The 21,017-nt window shown below is 41.4% G+C and carries 12 protein-coding genes; 5 read left to right on the forward strand and 7 right to left on the reverse strand.

The annotated features are described in order from the left end of the window. Positions 1 to 52 precede the first annotated feature (52 nt). From FH971_RS14300 to FH971_RS14310, 3 genes are all read left to right on the forward strand, one after another. A complete protein-coding gene (locus tag FH971_RS14300; RefSeq protein WP_140234775.1) occupies positions 53 to 1,174 on the forward strand; it encodes an efflux RND transporter periplasmic adaptor subunit in 1,122 nt (373 codons plus the stop codon). Continuing rightward, entirely contained in the window at positions 1,171 to 4,215 is a 3,045-nt protein-coding gene (locus tag FH971_RS14305; RefSeq protein WP_140234776.1) for an efflux RND transporter permease subunit, read from the forward strand. Before FH971_RS14300 ends, FH971_RS14305 begins: the two co-directional genes overlap by 4 nt. 183 nt (positions 4,216 to 4,398) lie before the next feature. Beyond that, entirely contained in the window at positions 4,399 to 6,423 is a 2,025-nt protein-coding gene (locus tag FH971_RS14310; protein WP_140234777.1) for a methyl-accepting chemotaxis protein, read from the forward strand. Between the two features lie 554 nt (positions 6,424 to 6,977). On the opposite strand, the gene cydX is transcribed toward FH971_RS14310, so the two are convergent. Genes cydX through FH971_RS14325 form a run of 3 tightly spaced genes read right to left on the reverse strand, consistent with a single transcriptional unit; the run spans position 6,978 to position 9,817 of the window. Beyond that, complete coding sequence (gene cydX / locus FH971_RS14315) at positions 6,978 to 7,088, reverse strand: cytochrome bd-I oxidase subunit CydX (protein ID WP_137226446.1); 111 nt, start codon at positions 7,086 to 7,088, stop codon at positions 6,978 to 6,980. Between the two features lie 17 nt (positions 7,089 to 7,105). Beyond that, a complete protein-coding gene (gene cydB, locus FH971_RS14320; protein ID WP_140234778.1) occupies positions 7,106 to 8,245 on the reverse strand; it encodes a cytochrome d ubiquinol oxidase subunit II in 1,140 nt (379 codons plus the stop codon). Between the two features lie 15 nt (positions 8,246 to 8,260). Beyond that, positions 8,261 to 9,817 (reverse strand): cytochrome ubiquinol oxidase subunit I, encoded by a 1,557-nt coding sequence (locus tag FH971_RS14325; protein ID WP_140234779.1) that lies wholly within the window; start codon positions 9,815 to 9,817, stop codon positions 8,261 to 8,263. Between the two features lie 675 nt (positions 9,818 to 10,492). On the opposite strand from FH971_RS14325, the gene FH971_RS14330 reads away from it, so the two are divergent. Further along, positions 10,493 to 10,675, forward strand: coding sequence for a hypothetical protein (locus FH971_RS14330; protein WP_137226443.1), 183 nt, complete (start codon positions 10,493 to 10,495; stop codon positions 10,673 to 10,675). Between the two features lie 419 nt (positions 10,676 to 11,094). On the opposite strand, the gene purL is transcribed toward FH971_RS14330, so the two are convergent. Beyond that, complete coding sequence (purL, locus tag FH971_RS14335; protein WP_140234780.1) at positions 11,095 to 14,976, reverse strand: phosphoribosylformylglycinamidine synthase; 3,882 nt, start codon at positions 14,974 to 14,976, stop codon at positions 11,095 to 11,097. Between the two features lie 355 nt (positions 14,977 to 15,331). On the opposite strand from purL, the gene mltF reads away from it, so the two are divergent. After that, positions 15,332 to 16,762 (forward strand): membrane-bound lytic murein transglycosylase MltF, encoded by a 1,431-nt coding sequence (mltF, locus tag FH971_RS14340; protein WP_140234781.1) that lies wholly within the window; start codon positions 15,332 to 15,334, stop codon positions 16,760 to 16,762. 326 nt (positions 16,763 to 17,088) lie between these two features. On the opposite strand, the gene tadA is transcribed toward mltF, so the two are convergent. The 3 genes from tadA to guaB all read right to left on the reverse strand — a co-directional run bounded on the left by tadA (position 17,089) and on the right by guaB (position 20,925). Then, on the reverse strand, positions 17,089 to 17,577 hold the full coding sequence (gene tadA, locus FH971_RS14345) for a tRNA adenosine(34) deaminase TadA (protein WP_167496107.1): 489 nt from the start codon (positions 17,575 to 17,577) through the stop codon (positions 17,089 to 17,091). A gap of 199 nt (positions 17,578 to 17,776) precedes the next feature. Beyond that, positions 17,777 to 19,354 carry a glutamine-hydrolyzing GMP synthase gene (gene guaA / locus FH971_RS14350; RefSeq protein ID WP_140234783.1) on the reverse strand — a complete coding sequence of 526 codons (1,578 nt, stop codon included), beginning with the start codon at positions 19,352 to 19,354 and terminating at the stop codon, positions 17,777 to 17,779. Between the two features lie 104 nt (positions 19,355 to 19,458). Further along, the gene (gene guaB / locus FH971_RS14355) at positions 19,459 to 20,925 is read right to left on the reverse strand and encodes an IMP dehydrogenase (RefSeq protein ID WP_140234784.1); all 1,467 of its coding nucleotides are present in this window, start codon (positions 20,923 to 20,925) and stop codon (positions 19,459 to 19,461) included. Positions 20,926 to 21,017: the final 92 nt, after the last annotated feature.

Raw genomic sequence — 21,017 nt, forward strand, 5'->3', positions numbered from 1 at the left:
ATTAAGATAAGCCAGACAGACACAACCTATTACTATGCAAGGAAGACACTTTATGTACGCGTCAAAGACATGCACCCCAATCATTCGATACTTGGCGCTAGGTTTAAGCTTCATCGCATTAGGCGGTTGTGGCTCTGAGGTAAAAGAGCATTCACAAATAACCGAGTATCAAACGGTATTGTCACAGCCTTTGTCGTTAAGCGACCGTTATCAGCATATTCAAACTTACACAGGTACTATTCGCTCGGCCAATACCACTGGGATTGGCTTTGAACTTGCGGGTAAACTCAATAATATCTTGGTCGACAGTGGCGATACGGTTAGCAAGGGACAAACATTAGCTAAGCTTGATACTGATTTATTGATCGCAGAGAGGCAGCAATTACAAGCCAGTTTATTACAAACTCAAGCGGATATAGATTTAGCAAAAAGCACCTTAGCTCGTACTCAAAAGTTGAAACAACAAAACTATGTGTCTGAACAGCAACTCGATGAAACCCAACAACAAGTTATCAGCTTACAAGCTAACCAGAAGCGTATAGAAGCCAGTTTAAGTGCGACCAATTTAAAAATTGAAAAATCAACCTTACTGGCCCCATTCAATGGAAAAATCAGTCAACGTTTTCATAATGTCGGCGAAGTGATTGCGCTAGGTAGTCCGGTTTTCACCTTAGTCGGTAACAGTCAGTCTGTGGCTTATATTGGGGTACCCATTGACATCGCACAGCAGTTAACCGCCGAGCAGATGGTAGATGTCCGTGTAGGTAAACAAACCTTTCCCGCTAAAATTGCCGGCATTAGCGCCGAAGTGAACACGATTAGCCGTACAGTTCAGTTACGTATTTTGTTACCCGATTCAGCAAGAGTCATCAATGGTGAGATAGCATACTTAGCTTATCAGCAAGATGCTCTGGAACCTGGTTATTGGGTACCAATGTCGGCCTTAACTGACGGAGTTCGCGGATTATGGAATGTGTTTGCCTTAGTTGAGGCTGAGCAAGGCTTTTATACCATTGAACGTCGCGATGTAGAGATTATCTATACCAATGAACAACAAGCATATATTCAAGGAGCCATAAAACCAAGCGATCTAATTGTGTCACAAGGATTACATAAATTGGTCGTTAGCCAAAAAGTGACTCTCGCTCAAGCTGAGAAAACGGGGGCACTATGATTAAAGCATTTTTAGAAAATGGCCGCCTAACCAGTTTATTTATCGCATTATTAATTGTTGCTGGATTAGGTGCCATTTCAAGCCTACCTCGCACCGAAGACCCACATATTACTAACCGGTTTTCATCTGTTATCACTCAATACCCAGGTGCATCTGCTGAGCGGGTTGAAGCGCTAGTGACCGAAGTGTTAGAAAATCAATTACGTCGTTTAGAAGATTTAAAGCTAGTCCAGTCTACTTCTCGCCCGGGAATTTCGGTTATCCAGTTAGAGTTAAAAGACACAGTAACAGAGACGGCTCCGGTGTGGTCACGCGCTCGCGATCTCATCGCCGACAGTGAATCATTGTTGCCAGTAGAAGCACAAAACAGCGTATTAGATGATCAATTAGGTTATGCCAATACAGCCATTTTAGGGCTTGTTTGGGCTGACGACAGTCCTGTAAGAGCCGATATTCTTAATCGTTATGCCAAAGAATTACAAAGTCGTCTAAGACTGCTCAGCGGTACTGATTTTGTTAAGCTCTATGGCGCACCACAAGAAGAGATTTTAGTTGAGTTAGATGGCAATAAAATCAGCCAATTGCATTTAACCCCCGCCAGTATTGCCGCGATTTTAAATAATGCCGACAGCAAAATTTCAGCGGGTGAAGTTAATAACAGCCAATTTAGAGCCTTAGTTGAAGTATCTGGTGAGTTAGATTCGCAAAATCGTATCCGCCAAGTGCCGTTAAAAGTAGATGACTATAGTCAAATTATTCGCTTAGGGGATGTGGCTAATATTACCCGCCAAGCTAAGACCCCTGCATCAAGTATCGCCTTAATCGACAGTCAACAAGGCGTATTGGTCTCTGCGCGCATGCTCAATAATAATCGAGTCGATGTGTGGCAACAGCATGTTAGCAACACCATAGATGATTTCTCAGTTAATTTACCGGCCAATATCAAGGTGCAATGGTTATTCGACCAACAAAGCTATACCAGTGACCGATTAGGCGACTTGGTGATTAATCTGTTACAAGGATTTGTGATTATTTTAGTGGTTCTGATGCTGACATTAGGACTGAGAAATGCGGTTATTGTGGCGATATCATTACCATTAACTGCGTTATTTACCCTCACCTGCATGAAATATACTGGCCTACCGATCCACCAAATGTCGGTAACAGGTTTAGTGGTTGCGCTGGGGATTATGGTCGATAATGCGATTGTGATTGTTGATGCCATTGCTCAACGCCGTCAGCAAGGTATGAGCAAGCTGGAAGCGGTATCGAAAACACTACATCATTTATGGCTTCCACTGGCGGGGTCTACCATCACCACGATGCTCGCCTTTGCGCCTATTGTGTTAATGCCGGGGTCCGCGGGTGAGTTTGTTGGCGGCATTGCCATTTCAGTCATGTTCGCCTTACTTGGCTCATATATTATTTCTCATACCATTATTGCTGGCCTTGCGGGTCGATTCAGTCGCAGTGAAAAACCAACGGCTTGGTATCAGCAAGGCATGGCATTCCCTAAAATTAATCAGGCATATACTGCCAGCCTTAGGTTTGCGTTAACAAGACCAATACTGACCGCCATTGTGATTGGAATATTACCGGTTGCAGGCTTTTTTGCGGCGGGAAAAATGACTGAACAATTTTTCCCACCATCTGATCGCGATATGTTTCAAATTGAAGTCTACTTGGCACCTCATGTGAGTATCGATAACACTCTCGAGCAGGTTAAACTGATTGATAATAAGCTGCAACAGATTGACGATATTGTCGCCGCTACATGGGTTGTTGGCGGTAATACGCCCTCTTTCTATTACAACTTAACTCAACGGCAACAAGGGGCAACCCATTATGCTCAAGCAATGATTAAAGTGACTGATTATGTCGCCGCCAATAGGTTAATTTTACAATTGCAAAAAGAGTTTGATACCCAATTTCCACAAGCACAGATTTTAGTGCGCAAACTGGAACAAGGACCCCCTTTTAACGCTCCTGTTGAGCTGCGTATTTATGGCCCTAATCTTGATACCCTTAAAACATTGGGTGAACAAGTACGCGGCATTTTAGTCGCCACACCAGATGTCATTCACACTCGTGCCACGCTCAGTTCTGGCGCTCCAAAAGTGTGGTTACAGGTGAATGAAGACGCCAGCTTAATGAGCGGCTTAAGTTTAAGCGACATTGCTAATCAAATTCAAATGGCGACCACTGGCATCATTGGTGGCAGTATTTTAGAGCAAACCGAATCACTGCCAATACGTGTTCGTTTAGGCGATAACAGTCGCGAACAAGCCACGCGTTTAGCCGAGATAAATTTGGTGTCACCATCAGGGTCAGGCATTCCACTATCGGCATTATCTTATAATGAAATCAATGTCAGTCGCGGTGCAATCCCCCGCAGAAATGGTGAGCGCGTTAATACTATCGAGGCTTATATCACCAGTGGTGTATTACCAGCACAAGTGCTAAACGAGGTTAAAGATACTATTGCTAATTTACCCATTCCAGCGGGATATCATCTCGAAATCGGCGGCGAAAGCGCAAAACGCAATGAAGCTGTAGGTAATTTACTGTCTAATATTGTGTTGGTGGTCACTTTGTTACTAGCGACGGTAGTGCTGTCTTTCAACTCGTTTAGATTAACCGCCATTATTTTACTGAGTGCATTTCAATCGGCAGGTTTAGGCTTGTTATCCGTATATGTATTTGGTTACCCGTTTGGGTTTACCGTCATCATCGGTTTATTGGGATTAATGGGCTTAGCCATTAATGCCGCCATTGTTATTTTAGCTGAATTAGAAGATATCCCCGAGGCGCGCAATGGCAATATATCAATAATCATTAGTACGGTGAGCAGTTGTGGGCGTCATATTGGATCAACCACCATTACCACCATAGGTGGATTCTTACCTTTGATCATCGCCGGTGGTGGCTTTTGGCCACCCTTTGCTATCGCTATTGCTGGCGGTACATTATTAGCCACCATGTTGTCACTGATTTGGGTACCGGTAATGTATACCTTATTGATGAAAACCCGAAAAGATTGACTTAAACCTTTCAGTTAGTTATAAAAAATTTACTAACTTTACTCTTTATGCTATTTATTATTAGAGATTGAGCACACTTTTTGTTTTATAACAATGAATCCGTGTGCTCTCCCCTGTACATTGAATAATTCGGTCCAAACGAAAATTATAGATCAATAATTAAAACAATTATGAGAAAAGCATATGAACTATAAAAACTGGCCTATATCAAAACAAATTGGGTCTCTAGTCGTATTATCATCGATCATTATCTATGCCGCCATGTCTTGGTTTTCCTATCTATCTGCAACGACTGTATTACACGATAAAGCCATTGAAGCGGTCAAATCACAAATGCACAGTAATGCTAATTTAATTGAACAGCAATACGACAGCATGCAATTCTTAGCTAGGCGAAATGCAGAGATTCTCCGCAACTTATACCCAGGTGATTTTTCGTTAGCAGGGAGTACAGTTGAAGTATCAGGAGTTAATACCCCGGTACTGCTTCATGAAAATGAACAAGTTAATAATTTAAACGATAATGTTGATCATTTTTCAAAACTCACAGGCGGTGTCGCAACAATATTTGCTCGTGATAATGATGATTTTGTTCGTGTCGCTACATCACTAAAAAAAGCAGATGGTAACCGTGCATTAGGCACCTATTTAGGTTCTAAACACCTAGGTTACAAGATGTTAATTAACGGTGGGAAGTACGAAGGATACTCTAAGCTTTTCGGCAAAGACTACATGACAATTTACCAACCTATTAAAGATACCAGTGGCAGCGTCATTGCGATCCTTTTTATTGGTTTTGATATCACCCAATCGGTTGAACAAATACAAAGTTTATTTAAAAAAATGACCTTAGAAGAATCAGGTTCTTATGTAATCATCCGTAATGCAGATCAACAAGTTATTTCTCATCAAAAATTGGAAACAGAAGCTCCCTTTAGTGAAGCATTATTTGATGGACTATCTCTTGAAAAAGCACTTACCGATAAAAGTAGTTGGGTTTATACCTCACTGTCTAATCAAGTCATGTATTCTTATTCTGTCAATATTCCTGGTTGGGATTGGACTTTAGTCGGTTTTGTGCCAGAAAAAGAGTTGAGTAATGAAAGCATAGGAATGTTAAAAAATAACGCCATCTTAGCCGTACTTGGTATAGTGCTTATTTCTATTTTACTGTTTATAGTAATTAGTCGAGCAATTCAGCCATTAAAGATTTTACAGGGTCAAATAGCTAATTTGGGCCGAGGAGATCTTTCACAAAACTTTGCCAAATGTCCTGAAGACAGTCTTAATGAAGTTGACAGTATCACAGTAAGTGTTACCAAAATGGCAGCTAATTTAGCGGGATTAATTGAATCCTTAAAACAATCTGTCATCACCTTAGAAAGCCAAGCTAATCTGAGTCAAGAAACATCAAGATTAAATGGCAACGAAGCAAAAGCACTGCTAAACCAAACAGAGCAAATTGCGACGGCTATTGAAGAGATGTCTTCTTCTATTAATGATGTGGCACAAAATGCCAGTCAAGGAGCCCTACAAGCCCAAGAAGTTGATAGCGCATCCCACCAAGGGCATACTCAGTTATCTCAGGTGGTCATAGCGCTACAATCCTTGAGTGAACAACTTATTCAAAGCGAAAAAAATATTGAAAGTGTAAGCACAGAAACCCAAGCGATTAATAAAATAACAGAAGTCATTAATGCCGTTGCAGACCAAACTAACTTACTCGCGTTAAATGCTGCCATTGAAGCAGCTAGAGCAGGTGAGCAAGGTCGCGGTTTTGCGGTTGTGGCTGATGAAGTCCGTTCACTTGCGCAAAGGACACAAGATTCATTAAGTGAAATAAACTCAACAATCAGTAAATTACAAAAGCAAGTCAACAACACCTCCACGCAAATGGTTCAGTGTCAGCAATTGGGTATATCTTCCGCAGAGCAAGCCGATACCGTCAACAATCAACTAAGTCAAATTAATCAAAACATCGCTGAAATGGCATTATTTTCATCAAGTATAGCCAGTGCAACCAAACAACAAAGCACAGTAGCAAATGAGGTATCACAAAGCTTACATACTATATCGACTCTGGCACAAAATAGTGATGAACGAGCAACAAAAGCAGTGACTGATGCAGAGCAATTAACTGCGCTTGCTGTGAGTATTAAACAACAAATAGGTATATTTAACCTTAGCTCAGTTGAGAGTGATAAATAGCTTTTAAGCAGTCCACTACCTCGTTATCACTCTGTATAACTTTGCTATAAGCCAAGCTTAATATTGATTGCTTGAAATGGGCTGGTTTCTATCAAGAACCAGCTTATCTCATAGGATGACGAGGGTTAAGTTATCGCTGATTAACTAAATGAAATTTATTGTAAACTCCAGAATCCAGCAATTGGGTTCTGGTTAAATAATTTATATAAAGCAATAACCGCTAATTGAACACGCTACCAGCCCCAATCATCATTAGGACAACCATCATATTATTACTAACTTCGTTGTCACATGAGTAATCGTAACCATTGATAATGCCGATGTAGTTAATCATCCGAATAGTACACATAAAGCCGACTTTGTATTTATGACGCATTAAAAATCAATAATGGGCCAGTCAGATACCTATGACTAGCTAAACTGATAGATTTATCTTCAAAAACCTACACCATCACTTTGCTTCGAAGCTTATCAACTTAAGTGACGTAGTGTGTTTTACAGCCAATAAAAAACCGCTTTATCACTAAAGCGGTTTTTTTCAGAATGTATAACGTTTATAGTTCGCTATTGCGATCCATATTTTCAGTATTTTCAAGCCATAAGGCGTTGATAATACCGAATGCACACGCTAACAATACCCCTAAAATCCACGCAAAATACCACATAGATGTTGCTCCTTAATTTAGTAAAGTGAGGTTTTATTGTTTTCAATAAACTCACGATTTAAACGGCCGAACATCTTGTAATAAGTCCAAGCAGTATAACAAAGTATCGTTGGTACAAAGATGGCAGCAACAACGGTCATCACATTAAGTGATAGTTGGCTGGCAGTCGCATCCCACATGGTTAAGCTAGCATTAGGCTCTAGTGATGATGGCATAACAAATGGGAACATTGCTGCACCACAAGTCAAAATAACGCCAGCAACAGCAAGTGAGCTAAACAAAAATGCAAACCCACTACGATTAAAGCGACTAGCAAAAATCACTAATATTGGCATTAATAACCCTAATACTGGAAACAACATCGTAATAGGATATTTGTCATAATTAGTTAACCAAGCGCCCGCTTCAATAGCAACCGTTTTAGTGGTTGGATTTGACGGACCAGCTAGATCAAGTGTAGAGGTAATGACGTATCCATCAATACCGTTGACTAGCCAGACACCAGCAGCACCAAAGAGTACAAATAATAGACCACCACAAATTTGTGATGCCTTAACACTGCGTACCCTTAACTCGCCATCTGTCTTCATTTGTAACCATGAAGCCCCTTGCATAACAAACATTGTTACACTGACAAGTCCTACTAATAAACCAAACGGATTTAATAAACCGAAGAATCCGCCATGGTAAGTTGCACGTAGATATTCATCAAAGTTAAAAGGTACACCTTGCAGTAAGTTACCAAATGCCACACCAATGATTAATGGTGGCACAAAACTGCCGACAAATAATGCCCCATCCCATGACTTACGCCATCTTGGATCTTCAATTTTAGAACGGTAATCAAAGCCGACTGGACGTAAATATAAAGCGAATAATACTAGCATCATCGCAACATAAAAGCCCGAAAACGATACGGCATAGACCATAGGCCAAGCGGCAAACAATGCACCAGCAGCTGTAACTAACCATACTTGGTTACCGTCCCAGTGCGGTGCGATAGTGTTAATCATAATACGGCGTTCAGTATCGTCTTTACCAATAATTGGTAATAACATACCCACGCCCATATCAAAACCATCAGCCACAGCAAAACCAACAAGTAACACACCAATTAGTGCCCACCAGATAAATCTTAATACTTCATAATCAAACATAATCAGGTCCTCCGCTTAAGCATCTTGGTTTTCAAAATGGTAACGACCAGTTTTTAAGCTGCTTGGGCCAATACGTGCAAACTTAAACATCAAGTAAGCTTCTATGACCAACAAAATAGTGTAGAAAACCGTAATCGAAATAATACTGAACCATAAATCGGCTGGCGTTAAACTCGATGCAGACATAAAGGTTGGTAACACTTCAGAAATGGTCCAAGGTTGGCGACCAAACTCTGACACAAACCAACCACATTCAATGGCAACCCAAGGAAGCGGTAAACTGTAAAGTGCGGCGCGAAGTAGCCATTTTTTCTCTGCAATTTTATGACGAGTGCTTTGCCAGAACGCAGCAGCAAATACAAATAGCATAATCACACCTGCACCAACCATAATACGGAAGGTCCAGAACATTGGTGCTACAGTAGGAATAGAATCAAAAGAGGCAGCAATAATTTGCTCTTCAGTCGCATCGACCACTTTATCGGTATAACGCTTCAGTAAGAAGCCATAACCTAAATCGTCTTTAACCGCGTCAAATTGCTCTCTTACTTCGGCAGATTTATCACCTGCACGTAGTTTTTCAAGTAATCCGTAAGCAACCATACCAGTACGAATGCGTGCTTCATGATTTTTAACGAGATCGGTAATACCAGTCACTTCGGTATCTAAAGATCGAGTGGCAATAATGCCCATCGCATATGGGATTTTAATGGCATAATCGGTTTCCATCGTTTCTTGATTAGGAAAACCTACCGCAGTAAAGGCTGCTGGTGCAGGCTCAGTGTGCCACTCAGCTTCAATCGCTGCTAATTTTACCCGCTGAACTTCACCGACTTCATAGCCAGATTCATCACCAAGTACAATAACCGATAGAATTGAAGCTAAACCAAAGCTTGCGGCAATGGCAAACGAGCGACGAGCAAACGGTAAATCTCGACCTTTCAATATGTAGTACGAGCTAATGGCAAGTACAAACATGGCTCCGGCAACATAACCAGATGCGACTGTATGAACAAACTTAACTTGCGCTACAGGGTTAAACACCAAAGCGCCAAAATCGATCATTTCCATGCGCATGGTTTCATAGTTAAACACCGAACCCACAGGGTTTTGCATCCAACCGTTTGCGATCAAAATCCATAACGCTGACAAATTAGAGCCAATGGCAACAAGCCAAGTGACGACTAAATGTTGGCGTTTACTGAAGCGATCCCAACCAAAAAAGAACATTCCGACTAACGTTGACTCAAGGAAGAAAGCCATCAAAGCTTCTATCGCCAGAGGCGCACCAAAAATGTCACCGACGTAATGAGAATAGTAGGACCAGTTAGTACCAAACTGGAACTCCATCGCTAAACCCGTTGCGACACCTAACGCAAAATTAATACCAAACAATTTACCCCAAAATTTTGTCATGTCTTTATAGATTTGCTTATTGGTCATCACATAAAGTGATTCCATAATGGCAAGAATAAAGGCTAAACCTAGGGTGAGTGGAACAAATAAAAAGTGGTACATAGCTGTAAACGCAAATTGATAACGCGATAGCTCAACGACCTCTTCGATAATCATTGGCGACTCCTTACTTCAGTACAACCAAATACGACACAGCAACAGATTGTTGCCATAATGATGATGTTATACCTGAAAACGGTCATTTTGAAACAATGAACAACTCACCAAAATGTAAAAAATGATAAATTAATCTGTTTGCCTATGTTTTCAAGCCCAATCCTAAACGCTTATATCTTACGGTATAATCCTTGAGTAGATCATATTTTTTAGTCAAATTTGTGACCCACATTAGATCTTTTGCATAGATATTTTTTTTACTCATATAATCATTAAGTTAGAATAATTAAAATGCTTAAAACTGGCCTTTAAAACGATACCAGAGCAGACAACTTATACTTATATACTCAAAAAAGTCGTTACAATTAACAAACTACACTTTTGTCCTCCCAAGAGGTATTGACAATATTCCTCCCATTGCTAGGAGCCACAATGCCTATAAATAAAAAACCGATTATTTGGTCATTAGAGCCAATTGTTACCACAAAGTATATTATTTAATTAATTATTAACCTAGTATGAATAATTTATTAAATAATACAATCAGACTAAAATAATAAACTCAATAAAAACAAGATAATAAAAACAACAACACTAATGAGATAATACCTTAAAAAAACAAAAGCATTAGAATAACTAATGTCAAATATCATTTTTTCTCGTTTGAAGACAATAATGTTGAACCGTATAATTAATGCACAGTTAAGAAGACGCATACTGAGTGAGCAAGGCGTCGTAGTCTTAATCCATCATCACCTAATATTAAGAGATTCAGTTATGACTCAATTATTTGAAAATATTGCCAACTTGTATAAACGTGCTTTTACTGAAATGTTTACAGCTAAAGAATTGAAATAAGTTAGATCACTTTTTTAGCTACACAGTGTTAGTGGTTATTTTTGTTAGCGCAGAAATCATATTAACCGGCAATCGTTATTACCCTAATATAACGATACAGAAAACCCCATAGAGTTAATCTATGGGGTTTTTCTTTATGACGAACAATAACGCCGCGAACTAGACTAACTCTTATCCTAAACTGAGCGCTAACCTACTTCTCAAACCTAGCTCTAAACAGAAGACTAAACTTAGCTCTAAACTTAGCTCTAAACTAAGTGTTAATTTACGTCACATGATCGGCCAAGATCATGTAAAAATCATACAGTCAGCCATCGCTAACTGCATAAATTTAATGGTAATTGAATACCCAGCCAATAAAAAGGCGACTCAATTGAGTCGCCTTAGTACTTTACTTAAGCTAGGTTGTTGATTTGGTATTAACCAATCTTAACCCGTGCATTACGGAACATCCGCATCCATGGGCTGTCTTCACCCCAGTTATCTGGATGCCATGAGTTGGCAACGGTTCTAAATACACGCTCAGGGTGCGGCATCATAATCGTAACGCGACCATCAGTAGTACAAATACCGGTTAACCCATTAGCAGAACCATTTGGGTTTTCTGGGTACTGAGTGGCAATTTGACCATGACCATCGACATAACGTAGCGCAATAGTACCAGAAGCTTCTGCATTTGCCAGTGCTTGTGCGTTGGCAAATTCAGCCAAACCTTCACCATGAGAGACTGCGATAGGCATACGCGAACCGACCATACCTTCAAAAAATACCGACGGTGTTTGCTGCACTTCAACCAAGCTGAATCGCGCTTCAAAACGCTCTGAACGGTTACGCACAAAATGTGGCCAATGTTCACTGCCTGGAATAATTTTTTTCAAGTTAGACAACATCTGACAACCATTACACACACCAAGCGCAATGCTTGAATCACGTTCGAAGAAACGGCTAAACTCATCGCGGGCACGATCATTAAACAGAATCGATTTTGCCCAACCTTCACCAGCACCGAGAACGTCACCGTATGAGAACCCACCACAAGCCACAAGGCCTTGGAATTCTTCTAAACTAATTCGTCCAGATAAGATATCCGACATGTGCACGTCACGACTTTCAAAACCCGCACGGTCAAATGCAGCTGCCATTTCAACATGGGAGTTAACCCCCTGCTCACGTAAAATAGCCATTTTAGGTGCTGCACCTTTAAGAATATAAGGTGCGGCCACATCTTCACTTGGGTTAAAGCCTAATTTAACCGTTAGACCTAGCGCATCAGCTTGCTGTTTAAGTTCATACTCTTCGCGTGCGCATTCTGGGTTGTCACGTAGTGCTTGCAAGCGATAGGTAGTTTCTGACCACAAGGTACGTAATGCCGTACGACTATCGGTAAAGATAACTCGCTCGCCATCGTTAATGCTAATTTTGTCTGTTGCTTGTAAACCACCAATGTAATGACACGTTACGCCTTTAGCCTCAAATCGCGCGGTAATGGCTTTAACATCAGCAGCACTAACTTGAATAACGGCACCGAGTTCTTCGTTAAATAGACGTTCTAAATCAGTACCACTCAAACTAGCTAAATCAATAGTTAACCCTGTATTACCAGCAAATGCCATTTCCACTAAGGTGGTAAATAAACCGCCGTCACTGCGGTCGTGATAAGCCATAACAGCTTGATCAGCGACTAGCTGCTGCATCACTTCAAAGAAGCCCGCTAAGTTAGCGGTAATATCCAATGTTGGTGCTATGTCACCTAGCTCACTGTAAACCTGCGCCAAGCAAGAACCGCCTAAACGGTTTTGACCATTACTTAGGTCCAGCATTAATAATGCGCTGTCACCTTTATCACTGCGAAGCTCTGGCGTTACCGTTTTACGAATATCTTGCACTACACCAAAAGCGGTGATGACTAACGACATTGGCGATGTAACAGTTTTCTGGGTACCATTATCTTCCCATGCGGTTTTCATCGACATGGAGTCTTTACCGACCGGAATAGTAATACCAAGTTCTGGACAAAGGTCTTCACCAATCGCTTTAACGGCTTGATATAAACCCGCATCTTCACCTGGGTGACCTGCTGGCGACATCCAATTGGCAGACAATTTAATACGCTTGAACGAGCCAATATCAGTACCGGCAATGTTCATAATCGACTCAGCAACGGCCATACGGGCAGAGGCGTCAAAATCGAGTAAGGCTAACGGAGTACGCTCACCCATAGACATTGCTTCACCGCAGTAACTGTCATAACTTGATGCGGTTACCGCACAGTCGGCTACTGGAACCTGCCATGGGCCCACCATTTGGTCGCGATTCACTAAACCAGTAACGGAGCGATCACCAATGGTGATAAGGAAGGTTTTGTCTGCCACGGTTGGCAAGGTTAAAATGCGCTTAACGGCATCTTTTAGCTCAATTTTAGTTTGATCTAACGCTGGCGATACCGCTTGAGCCGTCACTACATCACGGCTCATTTTAGGTGCTTTGCCTAATAAAACTTCAAGCGGTAAATCAATCGGCTTGTTGTTAAAGTGACTGTCGGCAAGGGTTAAATGCATTTCTGCTGTCGCTTCACCAACCACTGCAAATGGTGCGCGTTCACGGGCACAAATATCAGCAAACTGTTGTAAGTTCTCTGGCGCAACCGATAACACATAACGTTCTTGTGATTCATTACACCAAATTTCAAGCGGGCTCATGCCTGGCTCGTCAGAGGGAACATTACGTAAATTGAATACCCCACCACGGTCTGCATCATTCACTAATTCAGGGAATGCATTTGATAATCCACCCGCACCCACATCGTGAATAAATTGAATTGGATTGGTGTCACCTAACTGCCAGCAGCGGTCGATCACTTCCTGACAACGGCGTTCCATTTCTGGATTTTCACGTTGTACAGATGCAAAATCTAAATCTTCGCTAGACTGACCAGATGCCATTGAAGATGCTGCGCCGCCACCTAAACCAATGTTCATTGCAGGTCCGCCAAGCACAATGAGCTTAGCGCCAATGGTGATTTCGCCTTTTTGAACATGATCTTCACGGATATTACCTAAGCCACCAGCAATCATAATGGGTTTATGATAACCACGAACTTCAACACCATTATGACTAGAGACTAATTGCTCGTAAGTACGGAAATAACCCGTAATAGCTGGGCGACCAAATTCGTTGTTAAATGCTGCACCGCCAAGTGGGCCTTCAAGCATAATTTCAAGTGGCGTTACAATGCGATCTGGCTTGCCGTAATCGCCTTCCCATGGCTGTACAAAACCAGGAATTTTTAAATTAGATACCGTAAAACCAGATAAACCCGCTTTAGGTTTAGAACCTCGGCCTGTAGCACCTTCATCGCGAATTTCACCACCTGAGCCAGTAGCCGCACCAGGATATGGACTAATTGCAGTAGGATGATTGTGTGTTTCTACTTTCATCAATATATGCATTGGTTCGGAGTGGTAGTTGTAAATACCATCGGGATCAGGGAAAAAACGACCCGCAACAGAACCCGTCATCACCGCGGCATTATCTTTGTAAGCTGATAACACGTAATCTGGTGTGACTTCAAAAGTGTTTTTAATCATTTTGAATAATGACTTTGGCTGCACTTCGCCATCGATTGTCCAATCAGCATTAAAGATTTTGTGGCGACAATGTTCTGAGTTTGCTTGAGCAAACATCATTAATTCGATGTCGTTTGGGTTGCGCTTTAAACGTACAAAGTTTTCAACTAAATAGTCAATTTCATCATCAGCAAGCGCCAAGCCTAACTTCACGTTAGCCACTTCTAATGCGCGACGACCTTCTGCAAGAATATTCACACTGCTGAATTTTGCCGGTTCAGTGTGAGCAAATAATACTTCTGCATCTTCAAATGCTGGCAACATGACTTCAACCATGCGGTCATGCAATAAACCATTCAGTTGTTTTTGTTGCTCTGCCGTTAATACAGGGGCTTCAACATAATAAGCAATACCGCGCTCAAGACGCTTAACCTTACTTAAACCACAGTTATGGGCAATATCGGTTGCTTTAGATGACCAAGGAGAAATAGTACCAGGACGCGGAGTAACAAATAACAAAGTGCCTTGTGGCGCATGGGACTCAATTGCTGGCCCGTAGGTAAGAATGGTTTCTAACTGTAGACGCTCATTATCATCTAGTGGTTCATTCAAATCAGCTAAATGAACATATTCAGCATAAATTTGCGATACAGGAAGCGCTGCATTTTCGCAAGCCTCCATGAATTTTTGAACTCTAAATGCAGATAGTGCTGGGGCTCCGCGAATGATTTCCATCACGTCTATTCACCTTATAATATAGGAGGATCAGAATTGGCGCTATTATAAGGAATTGCACACTACAAATCACCTTTAAGGACCAGTAAAAACAGTGTTTCCTGATAGGGAAAATATCTCACCCAAGTAATGCTAAATTGAATAACATAATCACTTTACCTTTTAACAAAAAACAACCACAAAATGCTGCTTATTTGTTCAACTATAGGCGTTTAGGAAAACTCCTGATAAAGTAATCAAAAAAACACCCTAACCCCCTACATATTTAAAGGCTATTCAACCGGTATTACATTCGTTTCTTACGTATTACTCTCGTGAAATGAACGAAACAACTTAAGATAACCAATTAATAAATATGATCAAAACCTTATTCATCATTTTAATTTGCGGGATATTATCCGCCTGTCAACCTGTTGATATTCAAAAAGTTGATATTGCTGCGCCCGCACTAAAGCGTACCGAATTAAGGGTAGGGACCTTGTATGGCCCACAGATTTATCTTAATTCAGAACTGGGTGAAAGCGGATTCGACTTCGAAATGGCGCAACGTTTTGCTGATTATTTATCTCTCCCTTTAAAAATGATCCCGTATACCAACCGCAAGCAACTTTTTGCGGCATTAAAAGATAACAAGATTGACATTATCGCTGCTGGTATCGCTAAAACCCCAAACCGCAGTCAACAATTTAAAATGGGACCGACCTTATATAAAGTCAATCAAGTATTGGTTTATAAGGAAGGAACACCTGAGCCCAAAGATATTAGCACCTTGTCGGGTGAAATCACCGTTATGGCTAACTCATCTTCAGTCAACACGTTAACTAAGTTACAAAAAGACTATCCAGATTTGTTGTGGAACCAAGTCAACGACAAAGACAATGAAGAATTGTTTGCATTAATAGCCAATGGTGAACTTAACTACACGATTTCAGATTCTAATAGCTTATTGATCAACCAGCGTTTTTTACCTGAATTGCGCGCAGGAATGATTTTAGAAGAAAAAGTCGAAGTAGTGTGGCTGTTACCGCCTAATAATAGCGATCGTTTAATGAGTCGATTATTGGCCTTTTGGCATAAAGAAAGGCGCGCGGGGACTCTTGAACATTTAAACGAAAAATATTTTGGCCATGTTAAACGCTTTGATTATGTCGATACACGCGCCTTTATCCGTGCAATCGATAATATCCTTCCAGAATACCGCAGCTTTTTCGAGCAATATTCAGGCGAATTAGATTGGCGTAAATTGGCCGCTGCTAGTTATCAAGAATCACATTGGAACCCCAGTGCTCGCTCACCTACAGGGGTGAGAGGCATGATGATGCTAACTCAACCCACCGCCAGTTATGTGGGTGTTGATGACAGATTAGATGCTGAACAAAGTATACGTGGTGGCGCATTTTATTTAAAAGACATGATGGAAAGGTTGCCAGATTCTATTCCGGAAGCCCAACGAATTTGGTTCGCATTAGCCTCTTATAATATCGGTTTAGGCCATGTTGAGGATGCGCGTCGATTAGCGGAATCAATGGAAATGGATCCCAGCGCTTGGCGTGACGTTAAAAAAGTATTGCCTTTGCTACAACAATCTAAATATTACAAACAAACACGCTATGGCTATGCCCGCGGCAGTGAGGCGGTTCATTATGTCGACAGTATTCGTCGTTACTATGACACTTTAGTTTGGGTCGATAATCAAACCAAAAAGTTGGAACCGATGGAAGATAATGGACAAATTGAAGTGATTGCAGAAGAAGACTCAACCAATATTAAAGTATCGGCAGAATAATAATGGTGTATAAAAGAGGAATTCAATTAAATCTAACGCATAATCGTCACAAAAAGAGCGTATGATGTCACCGAATTTATCAATATAAAGCATGCGAGTTAAGTATGCATTTATTTAGAACATCTGTGAGATTAGCCAATATTAAGGATTCACGGTATGAGAAGAAGAGCTTTAAACAATACCATTTCACGTCGCCGCGTTACGCAAAAACTACATAAAATCCGTATTAGAACCCGCATAAGGGCACACTTTTTATTAATTCACAGTCACGAAACTTAATCACAGACGATTTTGCTATACCGTTAAATAAACACATAAAACAGCATTCAATCAGGCAATTTTCTCGCTAACTGTTTGAGTGCTTTTTTTTCTGCTCGACGGCGCTTAAAAAACAAACTTAATTGCTCCGCACATTGCGCGGCTAGCACGCCAGAAGTCACATCAAGCTGATGATTGAAAGCAGGATGTTGCAATAAATTAATTACGCTACCTGCTGCGCCTGTTTTTAAATCATCTGCACCATACACGATCCTGGTAATGCGACTGTGGATCATAGCTCCTGCGCACATAGTGCAAGGTTCTAACGTGACATATAAAGTGGTGTCCAGCATACGATAGTTTTCCAGTACCTTGCCTGCTTGGCGGATACATTCCATCTCGGCATGTGCTGTTGGATCGTGATTAACAATACTTAAATTACAACCACTGGCAATTAAAACATCGTCTTTAACCAACACAGCACCAACGGGCACCTCACCTTGTTGCTCGGCTTGCTCAGCAAGTTGCATCGCTACGCGCATCCACTTTTCATCAATGGCTAACTGAACATGATTCACTTGGGGATCTGCAATGTCATTATCAACATCAGCAAGAGGCCAAGGTTCGGTTGAAACGGCTGCCTTTGGGGTATCTGTCACTCTATTAACCTAGGTAATTGTTATGTTCACTATTCTAGCAAATAAAAAAGACGCCGCAGCGTCTTTTTTAAATCAAACTAGGTTTAATCTTACAGGGTTATTCCCATTCGATTGTTGCAGGCGGCTTACCTGAAATATCATAAACTACACGTGAAATACCATCGACTTCATTGATAATACGGTTTGAAACGCGACCTAAGAAATCATACGGCAAATGTGCCCAATGCGCAGTCATAAAGTCGATTGTTTCTACCGCACGCAACGATACAACCCAATCATATTTACGACCATCGCCCATTACACCTACCGAACGAACCGGTAAAAATACCGTAAAGGCTTGGCTAACTTTATTATACAAATCTGCTTTATGCAGTTCTTCAATAAAGATAGCATCTGCACTGCGCAATAAATCACAATACTCTTTTTTGACTTCGCCAAGTACACGAACACCTAAACCAGGCCCAGGGAAAGGATGACGATAAAGCATATTATACGGCAAGCCTAACTCTAAACCGATCTTACGCACTTCATCTTTAAATAATTCACGTAATGGCTCTACTAAACCCATTTTCATATCGGCAGGTAAACCGCCAACATTGTGGTGCGACTTAATCACATGGGCTTTACCCGTTGCACTGCCCGCTGATTCAATTACATCTGGATAAATGGTGCCTTGAGCTAACCATTTAGCATTAGCACATTTCTTTGATTCTTCATCGAAGATTTCAACAAATACACGACCAATAATTTTACGCTTAGCTTCTGGCTCAGCTTCACCAGCCATTGCATCTAAGAAACGGTTTTCGGCATCTACGTGAACAATATTCAATCCAAAGTGATCGCCAAACATTTCTAATACTTGATCAGCTTCATTCAAACGTAATAAACCGTTATCAACGAACACACATGTTAATTTGTCGCCAATGGCGCGGTGTAATAACATCGCCACAACCGATGAATCAACACCGCCAGACAAGCCTAGAATAACTTCGTCATCGCCAATTTGTTTTTTAAGACGCTCAATGGCATCTTCAATGATTGATGACGGTTTCCAATTGGCTTTACAGTTACAAATGTCTAACGCAAAATGCTCTAGCATGCGCTGACCTTGACGAGTATGAGTCACCTCAGGATGAAACTGTACACCGTAAAAACCTTTCTCTTCATTGGACATAGCAGCAAAAGGGCAAGTTGCTGTGGTCGCGACTGTTACAAATCCTTCTGGAATAGCCGATACTTTGTCACCGTGACTCATCCACACATCAAGTAATGATTTACCCTCTTCACTTACAGCGTCTTCAATGCTGCTGAACAATGCTGATGGGGTTTGCAGTTCTATTTGGGCATAACCAAACTCGCCTTCACCAATGCCTTTAATTACTTTACCACCAAGCTGTTCTGACATGGTTTGCATGCCATAACAAATACCCAATACCGGTACACCAGCAGTAAACACATATTCAGGAGCTCGTGGTGAATTGTCAGCGGTGACACTTTCAGGGCCACCAGCCAAAATAATACCATTTGGGGCAAACTCACGAATTTGCGCTTCGCTCACATCCCACGCCCATAACTCACAATACACACCAATTTCACGGATACGACGCGCAATAAGTTGAGTGTACTGAGAACCAAAATCGAGGATTAGAATCTTATGATCGTGAATATTACTCATGAATAACCTTTACATATTAATTAATTGTAATAACTCGCATCCAACTGATGCGGGCAAATTAGCGCTAATAAAACAAGGGCGACATAACGTCGCCCTTACAGTAATTATGAACGATAGTTTGGTGCTTCTTTGGTAATGGTCACGTCATGTACATGTGACTCACCCATACCTGCTGAAGTGACTCTTACAAACTGTGCTTTTTCATTTAAATCTTTAATGGTAGCGCAGCCCGTTAAGCCCATACATGAACGCAAGCCGCCCATATGTTGATGAATAATTTCTTTCAACTTACCTTTGTACGGCACGCGACCTTCAACACCTTCAGGTACGAGTTTGTCTGCGGCGTTGTCACTTTGGAAGTAACGATCAGATGAACCTTGAGTTTGGCCCATTGCGCCCAGAGATCCCATACCACGGTATGACTTATAAGCACGACCTTGGTAAAGTTCAGTTTCACCTGGCGCTTCTTCAGTACCAGCAAACATAGAACCCGCCATGATGCATGATGCACCTGCGGCTAATGCTTTGGCTAAGTCGCCAGAAAAACGAATACCGCCATCAGCAATCACTGGAATGCCTAATGCAAGTACAGCTTCAGCAGCATCTGATACGGCAGTAATTTGCGGCACACCAACACCCGTTACAATACGAGTAGTACAAATTGAACCAGGGCCGATACCGACTTTAACGGCATTAACGCCCGCTTCAACTAACGCTAATGCGCCAGAAGCCGTTGCCACATTGCCGCCAACAATTTGTAAGTCTGGGTATTTAGCTCTGGTGTCACGAATACGCTGTAATACGCCTTCTGAGTGACCATGTGATGAGTCAATCAATAAAACATCAACACCGGCTTTTACGAGTGCGTCAACACGCTCTTCATTGCCTGGGCCTGCACCAACTGCAGCGCCGACACGTAAACGACCTAATTCGTCTTTACATGCGTTTGGTTTGCGTTCCGCTTTTTCGAAATCTTTAACGGTGACTAAGCCTTTAAGTTTAAAGTTATTGTCAATCACTAAGATTTTTTCAATACGATGAGAATGCATTAATTTTTGCACTTCATCTAACTTCGTGCCTTCGATCACGGTAACCAAACGATCTTTAGGGGTCATCATGTCGGCAACCGTTTTGCTCCAGTCAGTCACAAAACGCACGTCACGACCAGTAATAATACCCACAAGCTCGTGTGCATCATTCACCACAGGGTAACCGGCAAAACCATTACGTTCAGTTAATAAACGTAAATCAGTTAAGGTTGTTGTAGGAGTAACAGTAACGGGGTCTTGAACAATACCGGCTTCATAACTTTTAACTTTACGGACTTCTTCGGCTTGTTGCTCAATACTCATGTTTTTATGAACAAACCCTAAACCACCTTCTTGCGCCATCGCGATCGCAAGACGAGATTCAGTCACAGTATCCATAGCAGCTGATACAAGTGGAATATTTAATTCAATTTTGTTCGTTAAACGAGTTTTAAGAACTGCGGTATTAGGGAGTACGGTCGAGTGGGCAGGAACCAACAAAACATCATCAAAGGTTAGTGCATCTTTCAGTAAACGTAGCATGGCAACATCTCCCTAGTAAGTAGGATTTTGAGTGAAATATTGCGGCGAGATTATACCTTGCATATTGCTGTTGGTAAATGGAAAATAGAAAT

Origin of the sequence: Shewanella polaris, assembly GCF_006385555.1 — a bacterium.
GTDB classification, from domain to species: Bacteria; Pseudomonadota; Gammaproteobacteria; order Enterobacterales; family Shewanellaceae; genus Shewanella; species Shewanella polaris.